5 protein-coding genes are annotated in these 13,648 nt (G+C 48.1%); all 5 read left to right on the top strand.

Features of this window, described 5'->3' with window-relative positions; translation table 11 throughout:
* Positions 1–113 precede the first annotated feature (113 nt).
* Positions 114–3,143 carry a tetratricopeptide repeat protein gene (locus Q0090_RS06945; protein WP_297949131.1) on the top strand — a complete coding sequence of 1,010 codons (3,030 nt, stop codon included), beginning with the start codon at positions 114–116 and terminating at the stop codon, positions 3,141–3,143.
* Positions 3,144–3,152: 9 nt separating this feature from the next.
* On the top strand, positions 3,153–4,949 hold the full coding sequence (locus Q0090_RS06950; protein WP_297949133.1) for a hypothetical protein: 1,797 nt from the start codon (positions 3,153–3,155) through the stop codon (positions 4,947–4,949).
* Between the two features lie 149 nt (positions 4,950–5,098).
* The gene (locus Q0090_RS06955) at positions 5,099–7,960 is read left to right on the top strand and encodes an insulinase family protein (RefSeq protein WP_297949135.1); all 2,862 of its coding nucleotides are present in this window, start codon (positions 5,099–5,101) and stop codon (positions 7,958–7,960) included.
* Positions 7,961–8,378: 418 nt separating this feature from the next.
* Positions 8,379–10,967, top strand: a complete 2,589-nt coding sequence (locus Q0090_RS06960; protein WP_297949137.1) for a T9SS type A sorting domain-containing protein — start codon at positions 8,379–8,381, stop codon at positions 10,965–10,967.
* Positions 10,968–11,051: 84 nt separating this feature from the next.
* Positions 11,052–13,361 carry a T9SS type A sorting domain-containing protein gene (locus Q0090_RS06965; protein WP_297949139.1) on the top strand — a complete coding sequence of 770 codons (2,310 nt, stop codon included), beginning with the start codon at positions 11,052–11,054 and terminating at the stop codon, positions 13,359–13,361.
* The last annotated feature ends 287 nt before the right edge of the window (positions 13,362–13,648 follow it).

Consider the following 13,648-nt stretch of genomic DNA (forward strand, 5'->3'; position numbering starts at 1 on the left):
TCGTTATGGGAATGTTATGTATCTTTGGCGGGAGAATATCCGTCCACTCTCTTGGGATTTTGCGAGCCCCCGGAGAGTTTGGATTGTTGTGCTAAACGATTAGCAGAGATAGTATGAAACAAAATACTCCCCTTTGGGCTACCGCCCTCTTGATGCTCTCTACAGCTGCTGTACAAGCTCAAGAAGAGCGCTCTTTACACTGGCACGAGCAGCTTCAAAATCAAACTCTTCTGGCACATAGTGGGGCTATTCGAGGGTATAATCCTCGTCTGACGGCTCCTTTCATCGCGTCACCTCAAGGTGCTATTCTTTCCGACCTTTTAGCTAGGAATGCTCACGAAAACTATCGCTTGGGACGAACTCTTGCGGCAGAGACGATTGACTATTTCTTGACAAGGGTGCCCGTAGATGAGCGCCGCCCCATCCTATCGCTGGAGCGGGCCGCTTTGTATATGGCGGAGGGTGATTTCCATCGGGCACGCAACCTCCTCGAAAAGGTGGACGAAAGTGCCCTCTCGAGTGCCGAGCGTACCGAGTGGCAGGTGCGTACCGCCTATGCCCTCCTGCGTACCAACCGAGGCGGGGACAAGTTGGATCCCTTGTTTGCCGAGGCTGCCCAAGCAAATAATCGCTGGGGGCGCATTGCCAAACTCTATGTGGCCAGCAGCAAGATGGCAAAGGGTGAGTTGCAAGCGGCGGAGGCTATCTATCGCTCCCTTTCGGGGGACCGTGAATTGGCTCCCGAGACGCGCATCGGTATGGCTGCACTCTCGTACTACTCGGGAGATTATGCCAAGGCCGTGGCCGAGGTGGGTGAGATTGAGCGTGTAGAGCCTCGTCTTGCTTCTAATCCTTCGCTTTTGCAAGTGGCCGGTAATGCCTATTATCGTTTGGGGGATGCCCCCAACGCCAGTAAATATCTTGAGCGCTTTATCGAAAACTCCTCCGAGTTTGCCTCCCCCGAAGATTACCTCTTATTGGGAGCCGCTTACATGGAGCAACAGAGATACAATGAGGCTATCGAGCCTCTCAAGCAGGCTACCCAAGGAAAGGGCGTTACGGGCTATGCTGCCAGCCTCTACCTAGGTCGAGCCTTACGAGATCAGGGGAATTACCCCCAAGCTATTGTGGCCTATGAGCGGGCCGTAGAGGAGCCTGCCCCCACCCAAGTGCGGGAGGCTGCCATGTACGAGATGGCATTGGTTATGCGCTCCTCGGGTCAGTCCAACTTCGGGCAAGACGTGCGTATTGCCGAGCGCTTCCTCAATACCTTCCCCACGTCTAAGCATCGGCCCACGATGGAGAAGTTCCTAACGGAGTTTTATCTTTCCAATACGGACTATGCCACCTCGTTGGCCTCGATCCGCCGCCTCAAGCAAATGACTCCGGCCATAGAGGAGGCGCGCCAATATGTTCTTAACCATTTGGCTCTTGATGCCCTCTCACAAGGCAAGTACGCACAAGCGGCTAAGTATGCCGAAGAGGCCCTCGATAAGCAAGCCGTAAGCTCCCTATACAAGGGAGAGTCGCTGCTCATTCAGGCAGATATATTACGAGCTCAAGGTGACTATGCCGGCTCTATTCGCCCGCTTACCGCCTACCTCGCTTTGCCGGAGAGTGCACGGAGACCCAACCAATCGGAGGCTCAGTACTATCTCGGGTATGCCCTATTCAATGGCGGACGATATGCCGAAGCCAAGGGGTACTTCGCCTCTTCTGTACAAGATTCGAAGCAAGGGGCGTTGCGTCAGAGCGATGCTTATACTCGCCTTGGGGATTGCCAGTATGCGACCAATGCTCTAGATGCTGCTTTTGCTTCCTATGAGCATGCCATCAGTCTAGCCCCCTCACAAAGCAGTGATGCGCTCTTTCGGTTGGCCGAGATTAATGGGCTTCGTAAGCAATATTCTCGCCAGATCGCTTTGCTTGATAGACTTATAAGCACTTTCCCCGACACCCCTGCGGCTGCGCAGGCAGAGTACCAAAAGGGGCGTGCTTACCTCCTGCAAGGGAATAATGATGCTGCGGAAAAAGCCTTTGTTGCCACCGCTACAAGGTACAGCCAAAGTGAGGAGGGGCGTCTTGCCTTGCTGCAGTTGGCTCTTCTCTATTACAATACACAACGGATCGATAAGTCGCTCGATACCTACACGGAATTGATGCACCGCTATCCCAAGAGTGCTGAGGCGGCTACGGCCTTTACGCACCTAAAGAGCATTTGCATCGAAGAGGGGCGCACCGACTACTTACAGCGTGCTGTACAGAAGACGGGTGGGGCATTCTCTTTGAGCGAAAGCGAGAGTCGAGAACTCGAATTTAAGGCACTGGAGGGAGAGTATAAGCGTCGCTCGCAGGAGGCAGAACCCAAGATGGAGGCCTTTGTAGCCCGATATCGTGTGGGTAGTGATGTCTCCACCATCCAAAAGTACCTTGCAGATATGGCCTTTGAGCGTGGGGATAAGGATCGTGCTTATACGCTATATACCGCCCTTGCTACAGAGGTAGGGCAGTTGCCTCGTGCCGCACAGTCTTCGGTACTGCAACGTCTAGGAGCCTTGCAATTGGAGCGAGACGATAAGCAAGCAGCATACGACACATACCATACCCTTTACGCACAAAGTTCGGATCGTTCGTTGCGAATGCAGGCGGCTGAGAAGGCGGCAGAGATGGCCCTTGCGATGGAGAAATGGAAGAGTGCCGTGGCTATGACTACGGAGGCTCTCACCACTTTGGGCGAAGAGGGCGCTGAGAGGCTTCACCTCCTTCGAGGTATGGCCCATAGCGAACTCGGTGAGCGTGCTAAGGCTTTGGCAGAGTACAAGACAATTCTTTCTAAGACGGATCTCTCGGCAGGTGCTGAGGCGACCGTCTATTATGCCACCCTGCTAGCAAAGGGCTCGAACAAAGAAAGACACGAAGCCAAGCAGCTACTCAATAAGTTTATTGAGAAGGGAACTCCGCACGAGTATTGGCTCGCTCGGGGGATCTTGGCACTAGCAGAGATCTATCGCTCAGAGGGCGACAAGGTGACGGCAGACCAATATGTGGAGAGTCTAAAGAACAATTATCCTAAGCGTGAAGACGATATTCTTGAGCGCATTGCACGCTATCAAGACCAGCAAACAGGTACCCCAAAGAGATAGAGATAAGTGATGAAACGATATTCCCGTACACTATTTTTTGTGGCATTTGCCACCTTCGGACTTCTCACAAGCGGTCTTGCTCAAGCCCAGCAACCCTCAAAACCGCAAAGGGCAGATACGCTCCGTCGCGAACTTACCGTGGTAAGTGATGCCGAAGTACACCTAGGCACAGTGCAACCTTTGGCCTCCACATATCAATTTGATAAGCCTAAAGTAACACGGCTAGAGCCTATCCCCCCTCGCTCTACAGGCGATTTTACCCCTCCTGTACTATTGCCGGAGTATCCTGCTCTGAGCAATATGGCGTCGTGGGTGCCTCGCTCGAATAAGGCCGGTTACCTAGATCTTTCTCTAGGACTAGAGCCGGTGGTACGAGCTCAGGCCGGTTATACACAATGCTTCAATGAGAAGCATGTCGTGGACCTGCACCTGCGTCATACCTCTACGTTCGCCAATAATTCTTATTTCTATCAAGGGTTCCCTGCTCGGATTTACACCTATCGCCATCTCTCCGACTGGGACCTCAACTATGAGTATAGGGGGAAAGAGTTCACTCACTCCCTCCAGATTCTTGGAGACTACGACCAATTCAATTACTATGGATTGGATGTACAAACGGCAGCCTTCTTGACGAGCAATCGCCCTCCCATGGAGGTGAAGCAGGACTACGAAGCCGCTATCTATCGTTATGTCCGTCCCGGCAATATCGGGCGAGCCAATCTGTTTGGCCTTGATAATCAGACCTCGTTTGGCTTTCTTGTGGAGCATACGGGGCGTAAGTACTCGCAACTTCCCGCCTTCTTTAGCAAGTGGAAGCATCACGAACTTCGCGTCGTAGGCGACTTCGATCTTCTCTTTTCGTCTAAGCAAGACTTCGCTTGGGGGCTTGCCGGTATGGTGCTCTATCAAGACTGGCAAAGAACCCCCAAAGACTCTATGAAGGGCGGCCTCTACGTGCCGGGCGGTCCGTTGCCTTCTCTCTACTTCAACCTCACGCCCAAGATTTATTTCAATGGCTGGCTGGGGAATACCGAGTGGCAAGTAACGGCGGGTGTGAACGTGCTCCCTCTCTCTCCGGTATTCAGAGGCTCACTCCGCTGGCGTAATAATCTGGAGGTGTTTGCCCGTGTGGACGGTGGACTAAACATGCCCTCTTTGCATGAGTTGGCTCGGGAGAATCGCTATTTTCACCCCGATTCGCTCCTCCGTCCTGAGATGAAGTTTGTGGATAGCGAGTTGGGCATACGAGCACAACTGCCCGGAGGTGTGTCTCTCTCCCTCTCGGGAGGCTATGAGCGCACACGTAATACACACTTCTGGCAACCCTTCCTTTTTGGCGAGAAGGACGATAATAGCACCCCCCTCTTCTTGGCCTTTACCCCCCGGTATGCCAAGTCACACTCTTGGTTCGTTTCGGGCCGCATTGGGTATGCTTTGGGAGCTAAGTTGCAAACTGCTTTGCAATGGACTGAGCGCCGTTACAAGCTCGATGGTGGAGGCGTAGCGCAGGGGAAGCCTATTCGTTCGATTGACTTCTCTCTTACCTATAGCCCCACTACAAACCTCGACTTCTCGGCTCAAGCCTCTTTGAGAGAGGGCATATCCTTTGTATCTCCCCACGATGCCACCACGACCCTTACCACGGCACAACGTGTGGTGCGCATCACGGGTGCATGGCTCATTACAGACTGGCTTGCCCTGCACGGGGAGTTCACGGCCCCCTTCCTTCTTCGTAGTGAATATCCCTTGGCTTACCGAGATCCCAACTATATCGTAGGTGTGGTCGGAGCCACGTTAAGTTTCTGAAATAAGGATAATATATGTGGGAAAACATACAAAGTGTAGTGGAATGTACCTACCTTTGCACTGTTATGGGGAGATAGAACGCCTCCTCCCTTTTTGTTAGAACCAGGTAGAAATATCAATACAATTCTAGAATAATAATTGAGTTTAGTATGCAACTGAAACGTTTTGCACTAGGTGTGCTCCTGATCTTTGGCTGCCTCGTACCCGCGAGTTTGCGAGCCCAAGATCCAATGATGCAGCAGTTACCCATTGATCCGGCTGTACGTATGGGTACGTTGCCTAATGGTTTGACCTACATTATTCGTCACAACGAAAACCCCAAGAATCGTGCTAATTACTACATCGCACAGAAGGTGGGTTCTATTCTCGAAGAAGATACACAAGCGGGTCTTGCTCACTTCCTTGAGCACATGGCTTTCAACGGAACGAAGAACTTCCCCGGGAAGAATCTTATCGGATTCTTGGAGCGCATTGGTTGCCAGTTTGGAGCAGACCTTAATGCTTATACCGCATTTGATGAGACTGTATATACCGTAATGGATGCTCCTACAGACAAGGGGCGCGATATTATCGATAGCTGTCTTCTTATCATGCACGACTGGAGCAACAACATTACACTCGACGGCAAAGAGATTGACGAAGAGCGTGGTGTGATCCACGAAGAATGGCGTTCGCGAGACAATGCCGGTATGCGAATGCTTACAGCTCAGCTCCCTATCGTACTCCCCAACAATAAGTATGCAAAGCGCATGCCTATTGGTACAATGGAAGTAGTAGACAACTTCAAGCACAACGAAATCCGCGACTTCTATCACAAGTGGTATCGTCCCGATCTCCAAGGAATTATCGTCGTTGGGGATATTGATGTAGACTATGTAGAAAAGAAACTCAAAGAGATTTTTGCTGACGTACCTGCTCCCAAAAATCCTGCCGAACGCTACTTTGTACAAGTAGAAGACAATGCAACTCCTATTGTTTCCATCGCTACCGACAAAGAAGCTACCTCTACCAATATCTCTATAATGTTCAAGCATGACGTCCTCACGAGAGAGGAAAGAGGCTCTATTGCCGGTGCATTGGTAAACTATATGGAGGCTGTTGCCACTCAGATCATCAACGAGCGTTTTGAGGAAATTACCATCAAGCCTAATGCTCCCTTCCTCCGTGGTGGTGCCTTCGACTACAACTACATGGGTATTGCCAAGACCAAAAATGCCTTCACCTTTATGGCTATTGCTAAGGATGGTGCATTCAAACCCGCTTTTGAAGCTCTCGTAGCAGAGATCCAACGTGTGAAGCAACATGGTTTCCTCAAGAGTGAATATGACCGTGCTCGTACGGATGTCCTCAAAAGATTCGAAGATCAATTCAAGGCTCGTGCTGACCGCAAAAATGGTTCGTTCAGCGAAGAATACAAAGACTACTTCCTCGATGGTGGCTATATCCCCGGTATCGAAGTAGAAAAGCAACTCATGGATATGATTGCTTCGCAGGTTACGCCCGAGATGGTAGCTCAGTACATCCAAGAGATGATTACTACCGATGGCAAAAACCTCGTTATCACAGTTACCGGTCCCAAGAAGGATGGCATTACCTATCCTACCGAGGCTGAAATAATCAAGCTCTACAATGAGTGTGTTGCCAAACCCGTAGAGGCAAAGAAAGAAGAAGTAGTTGATACGAACCTCATCGACAAGGACCTCAAGGGTGGCAAGATCGTTAAGGAAAAGAAGAATCAGAAGTTTGGAACAACCGAGCTCACCCTCCAAAACGGTATCAAGGTTTACCTCAAGAAGACCGACTTTAAGGAAGATCAGATCCTAATGTCCGGTACTACGAACGGAGGTCTCCGTCTCTACTCAAAGCCCAGCGACATCCTTAATACTAAGATTGTAGGCGATATCGTAACGCTTGGTGGCTTGGGTAAGTTCGATGCTATTGCTCTTGGCAAGGCTCTTACCGGCCGTACCGTAAGCGTATCTCCTGCTTTTGGTAACTTTACTTCAGGCTTTAGCGGTAACTCTACGGTGGCTGACTTTGAGACAATGCTCCAGCTCACCTACCTCTATATGACCGACATCCGTGCAGACAAAGAAGCCTTTGCTGCATACAAAGAAAAGACTATCGAAGCCCTCAAGATGGCTGAGCGTCAGCCCTTCGCTTCTCTCAGCGACTCTATAAATTACCTCCTCTTCGACAATGATATCTGGCGTAAGAAGGTAAAAGCTGATGATATGGAAAAGGTAAGCTATGAGCGTGCTCTTCAGATGGCTCGTGAGCGCCTCTCTTCTGCTGATGGCTTCCAGTTCTTCTTTGTTGGTAACATTGACGAAGCTAAGGCTAAGGAACTTATCGTAAAATATCTCGGATCTGTACCCAAGGGTAAGGCTACTCCTAAGATGGATAGAACCAAACAAGCTGGCTTCCGCAAGGGCGAAAAGACCATGGAAGTGTACAAGGATATGAATACGCCTACCGGTATCGTTATGGACTACCTCCAGGGTAAGGCTGTTTACGATCATAAGACGATACTTGCAGCTCAGATCCTCAACGGCGTACTCGATCAGACTCTTATCGCCTCTATCCGTGAGCGTGAGAGCGGAACCTATTCTCCCTCTGCCGCTGCTGAGGTAGACGAATTCCCAACTCAAGAAGGTTCTGTTACGGTTCAATTCTTCTGCGCTCCCGAGCGTGCTGCTCAGCTCAATCAGGTTGTATACGACGAGTTGAATCTTATCGTTAAGAATGGCGTAAGTCAAGAGTATTTCGACAAGACCGTTGTGAATATGAAGAAGCGTCATGCAGAACGTATTCGCGAGAATGGTTACTGGCTTGGCAATATCGAAGAGTACTTCTTCAATGGTAAGAACTGGGTCGATGACTACGACAAAGTACTCGACTCTATCAAGCCTGCCGATGTACAAGCTCTGCTCAAGTCAATTGTTACCAGCGGCAATCGCTTGCAACTTTACTTCCGCAGCAACCAAACAGAAGCTGACCAGAAAAAGTAATTTTTCAGCCTAGTATAGAGAGGGGAGTCTGACCTAAAGATTTCTCCTTTCTGCCTAGAGGATGTATCTCCCGTAGTGGAGGAAATAGGAAATTACAACCTATTCCTTCTCTCGGAGATACATCCTCTTTCTTTTTCTCCAAAGAGAGGGATACTCAAGGGAGTTGCCTACCTACAAATAGCTCTATGGGGAGATTTTGTACCTATTAATTGGTACGAAAGTTGCCTTTTTCTTCTATTCGGATGCTTAAGTATCCCCGATTTATGTTCTTTTAGTTCGCATGATAGGAATGTTTTCGTACATTTGCTGCCAAGGATCAAGGAAGGATGCAAAAATACTGAGAGGGCAAAGTTGCCATTCTGGCTCCACTCCTTGATAAACGTTGATAGACACCGGATTTTATTAAACAGATGATGTAATGAAGAAACAATTACTTGTTGGGAGAAATCTCTTTTTCTCCGCCTTTTTCGCATTAAGTGGAAGCTGTTGGGCTGCGTATGCTCAAAGTGGAACTCCTACCGTATCGGATTCCTACGTTGAGCTTACCACGAAAAACGCCAACGACCCCTTGGAAATTACGGTAAAGGGGGCTTCCTATGACGATGTTTGTTGGATAGACCTTAATGGGAATAACCAGTATGATGGAGAAAGTGAAAATGCTCCTCGCTTCTTTGGTCGCCTCGAAAAGACCCTTGCCACGGTACGTGTTTATGGTAATATGGAATCGCTATCTGCCAATCGTACTAACCTTGTAAATGTTGATCTTACTCACAACCCTGCTTCTCTAATAGAGGTTTTGCTTAACGGTAATGAAGAGCTCGCTAGCTTGGACCTCTCGAAGAGCGCTCAGCTAGAAACCCTCGAGTTGGATGGCTGTAAGGCTCTTACTCAGCTCTCTTTCCCCGAGGGGTCAAAGCTTACGCTTTTGTCTTGCGGAAAGGCTGGCATCAAGAACCTTGATCTTACGAATCTAAAAAATTTGACCGCCCTCATGTGTGGCGAATTAGGCCTTACAAAGCTTGATGTCTCTATGTTGAGCAAGCTTACGAACCTTAGCTGCAATGGGAACAAACTTGCCAAGCTCGATGTTAGCAATAACAAAAAGCTCTTCTCTCTCAAGTGTGACAACAGCGAGATAGAGGAACTTGTTTTGGGAGATATCAGCCTACTTCAGGCTTTCTCTGCTAATGGCAACAAGTTGAAAAAGATAGACGTATCAAAGCTTCTAAAGATCTCAAAGCTCTCTTTGCAAGATAACCTCTTGGAGTCTATCGTAGTGGGCAAAGAGATGACCAAGCTTTACGATGTTAGCATCTACAACAATAAGTTGAGCGCAAAAGCTATGATGGCTTTCATTGAGCAACTCCCCAAGAAAGAGTACGACGAAGGTTCTCTCTTTGTTATAAATACAAAGGTGGACGACAAGAATGTTTGTACTAAGGATGCCGTTGCCAAGGCAAAGGAACTTGGTTGGACCGCCTACGACTGGCAAAATGGTATGGGAGACGAAGGCTATAACAAGTACGAAGGCTCTGATCCTGTAGAGGAAACCGTTGCCAAAATGACCGTTACTGCAAATAAAAACGACGGAAGATGGAGATTCCTCTTCGAGGCCAACGAGGAAGACAAAGCAAACTGTTTTGTCGATCTTAATGGCGATGGCAAGAAGGATGCCGGAGAAGAAATCAACAACTGGAGCATGTATCTGGATGCCAATCACTATACTCGTAACAGCAACTCTGTAACGATCTATGGTAACATTACCTCTTTCAGCTGCGGAAGCAACGATATTACAGAGGTAGATGCATCGGCTAATCCTAACCTCAAGGTATTGCGTTGTACCAGCAGTCCTCTCCAGAAGGTAGACATGACCAAACTCTCTAACCTCAAGGAGCTTATGGTAAGTCACACCGATATTGTTACGTTGGACCTCTCAAAGAACACCGCTCTTCAGGAACTTTACGTTTCTTCTTGTAAGAACCTCAAGTCGTTGAACGTTACTGCCAATACCGACCTTCGTATCCTCAATGTAGCTTTCCTAAGCGATCTTAAGGAGATTGACCTCTCAAAGAATACGAAGCTTACCACCTTCTTCTGCGATACAACAGCCATCAAAGAACTAGACTTCTCTAATAATCCTGAGCTTGACCGCCTTGAGTGTGCAGGTACCGGCCTTAAGAAGCTCGTCCTAAAGGGTACTGGCAAATTGCGCGTCTTGCACTGCAACGACAATCCCCTAGGTAAATTGGACCTTTCTGACTGTGCCGCTCTCGAAGTGCTTCACGCTCATCGTGCTCAACTCACCGAGGCTAACCTCTCCGGTCTTAAGAATATAACCGATGTTTGGTTGGACAACAACAAATTGTCTCAGCTCGATGTGAAGTCGGCCGAGGCTCTCCGCGAACTTGACGTTAGACACAATGAATTTAAGACAATTGACCTCAGCGGATGTAAGAAGCTAGAGAGCCTATTTATTGAATTCAATAAGGTTGAGTCGTTGGATCTCTCTAAGTGTAAGGCAATTTCTGTGATTTCTTGCTTCCAAAACAATCTGAAGGGTGAAGCTGTAGATGCTCTTATTGCTTCCCTCCCCGAGCAAGATCCCGACCTCTCCACTGGTGCTCTTCTCTTTGTGGATCTTACTCTCACGGGAGACAACAACAAGATCTACGAAGATCAAGTGAAGGCTGCTGCCGATAGAGTTTGGACCGTATATAACAACAATGGTGGCGAGTCCATGTTGAAATATGCCGGAGAGCCTCGTGCTGTTGAGTCTGTTCTTGCCGAAAAGGTGACACTCTATCCTGTACCTGCGGATGTAGATATGACGCTCACTATTCCTGCCGAGTTGGTTGGAAAGACCGTTGCTATCTTTGATGCAACAGGGGCGAAGGTGCGTGAAACTATTGCTACCAACACCTCTATGCATCTCTCCGTAGAAGATCTCAATGCAGGAGTATATGTACTCTCCATTGGATCTGTTTCTAAGACTTTCGTAGTTCGTTAATAACCGATGATACTAGGAGTTCTCGCCTATATGGACTGGGAACTCCTAGTTTTATCTATAGAATACTAATCACAAAATCAAAAAATGAAAGCCTTTCGCTACCTTATTCTTGGGGGAGGATTTCTTCTATCTTCCCTTGCTGCAACAAGTCGTGCTACGGCTGCAGACCCCGCAACATACACTACCGATGGCCCAAAGATCGTGATGACAACGGAGGCAATTTCCTCTTTTGTCCCCTGGTCCATCATGATAAAAGCTGATGCTGCCGATGCGGAGTCTATTTGGATCGACCTAAATAATAACCAAAAATTCGACGAAGGCGAGGAGGCTAAAGTCAATACCGATAGAGCGGACGAATACCCCAAAATGGGAGGAACCGTTACGATATATGGGGCCGTTCGTGAGCTCGTTGTCAATTTCCAAGCACTCTCCTCTTTGAATGTTTCCGGGAATGAAAATCTACAAGTTCTCAATTGCTACAAGAATAAACTCACCTCACTAGATCTCTCTAAAAATAAGGAGCTGACACAACTTGTATGCCGCAATAACCAACTTGGCCGCCTTGACCTCTCCGCTAACAATAAGTTGCAAACGCTTGATTGCGCAATCAACAACATTGCGGAGCTTAAATTGAACTCTTCTGCTCCTCTCCAGAAAGTAAACCTGAGCAGTAACCAATTCATCGGTTGGAGTGCAGCCGGCTATACTCAGCTCGATGAGGTTGCTTGCTTTGGCAATTTCATTGCTCCTGGGAAGATGATGGCCCTCATAGAGTCTCTCCCAAGCCGCACTGCCGAAAATCCCGGTCGTCTCTATATGGTAGATACAGAAGAGTTCCCTAATGGACGCTATAGCGCTGATATTGTGAAGGAAGCCACCAAAAAGAATTGGAAAGTCTTTGATAATAAGGGAGGAAAGAAGGGTGTTGCCTATGAAGGCTCTTCCCTCAAGATTGCTGCCGGAGAAGATGAGTATATCATTCTAACAACAAGTAAAACAACCGGTCAAGGTTCAGACACTTGGGGTGTCAAAGCCGTACTTGCCAATAACGAAGATGCAGGTAAGGCTTGGATCGACTTTAACGGCAATGGAGTTAAAGATACGAACGAAATCATTAAAGAGAATGGTATGCCTATCTATCTAAAGAAGAGCGTTCCCACTATTGTTGCCTACGGTAAGTTTTCGGCTTTCGACTGCGGTAGCCTACAAACGGCAGATAATAGCATCTCCTCTATCGATATTAGTCATGCTCCTTCTCTCGCTGTGCTTACGGCTTATAGCAACGAGCTCACCGAATTGGATGTTACCAATAATCCCAATTTGGCCCAGGTTAGCTGCGCAAAGAATAAGATCGCAAAGGTCAACTTCTCGCAGTCTGCCAAGATGCAAGTAGTAGAGCTTTCGGAGAATAATCTCACCTCACTGGATCTCTCTGCATGTGAAGAATTGAAGGCTGTTTTTGCGATGAACAACGAGATTTCTTCACTCACGCTTCCCGAGACTTCTCAGATGGAGATGTTGATTGTATCCAACAATAACCTCACAAGTATAGACCTTAGAGCGAATAGGAATTTGTCTCAATTCGTCTGTGAGGGGAATAGAATAGAGTCGCTTAATTTGGCAGACCTTCGTAAGCTTTACCTTCTCAGCTGTGGTAGCAACAAACTCAAGACCTTGGACCTACGCAACAATACGGCCCTTAAGGTCCTTCGCTACGAAAACAATGATGATCTAGAGCCTATAGACCTTTCGAATCTCGTAAATCTATATCAGCTCTACTGCGGGACGAAAAAACTTACCGAGTTGGATGTTACACATATGCCCGCTATCTATGAGTTGGATTGTAGCGAAGCTAGTCTTACCAAGCTCCTTATCCCTAAAGAGAATATCTTGCATTTGGTAAGTTGCTACAGCAACAAATTGGACGAACAGACTATACGAGGCCTTGTTGATCGTCTCTGTGACCGCTATAAGGTAAATACGGAGGAGTTTGAGGCAGGTAGCCTCTATGCCATAAATACGAGCAATAGTGAGGAAGGCAACTTTGTCTCTGTGTACGCTGCTGATGTGGCTCGTAGCAAGGGATGGGATACCTACGACTGGCAAGATGGCGAGAACAAGGGAAAGAATCCCTATGCCGGTAAGCCTGGTGCTGTCGAGTTGCTACAGACAGAGGCTGCGGCTCTCTATCCTACGGTAGCGTCCGAAGCTATTACGCTCTCTATCCCCAACAAAGAGGGTGCTCGAGTACAGATTTATGCTTTGGATGGTACACTCGTTCTTAGCACTGTAGCTACTTCGTCTAAGACTACTATAGATGTATCTTCTCTCTCAGAGGGAGTTTACTTCTTGCATGTGGCTAATCGCATTGAGCGTTTTGTCGTAGCTCGCTAAACCATATTCTTCCAGTCTCTTTGCACAAGAGGCTGGGAGACCTCGTCTTAGGGCGTCTTGTGAAAGGAGGTGACACTCCCTTTGCGAGATGCCCTTTCTGCTTTGAATGCAAGAAGGGCTTATAAGGACTTTTGCCCCACACTCCCTGGACTCTCCTGCTAACTTGGATTCTATTATTTTGAGAAATAGGGAGGAAACTTTTGTCAGGTGAGAATTTCTTATTACCTTTGCCGCGCTATACGTATAATTATACGGTGGCAACTACATAAGTAGATTGATTAATAAAT

The sequence above is a fragment of the uncultured Porphyromonas sp. genome (assembly GCF_938023125.1).
In the GTDB taxonomy this organism is placed as follows: domain Bacteria; phylum Bacteroidota; class Bacteroidia; order Bacteroidales; family Porphyromonadaceae; genus Porphyromonas.

What these genes read in the sequence shown, in the direction of transcription:
- Q0090_RS06945 (WP_297949131.1), top strand. Translation starts at nt 114, where the DNA reads ATGAAACAAAATACTCCCCTTTGGGCTACCGCCCTCTTGATGCTCTCT.
- Q0090_RS06950 (WP_297949133.1), top strand. Translation starts at nt 3,153, where the DNA reads ATGAAACGATATTCCCGTACACTATTTTTTGTGGCATTTGCCACCTTC.
- Q0090_RS06955 (WP_297949135.1), top strand. Translation starts at nt 5,099, where the DNA reads ATGCAACTGAAACGTTTTGCACTAGGTGTGCTCCTGATCTTTGGCTGC.
- Q0090_RS06960 (WP_297949137.1), top strand. Translation starts at nt 8,379, where the DNA reads ATGAAGAAACAATTACTTGTTGGGAGAAATCTCTTTTTCTCCGCCTTT.
- Q0090_RS06965 (WP_297949139.1), top strand. Translation starts at nt 11,052, where the DNA reads ATGAAAGCCTTTCGCTACCTTATTCTTGGGGGAGGATTTCTTCTATCT.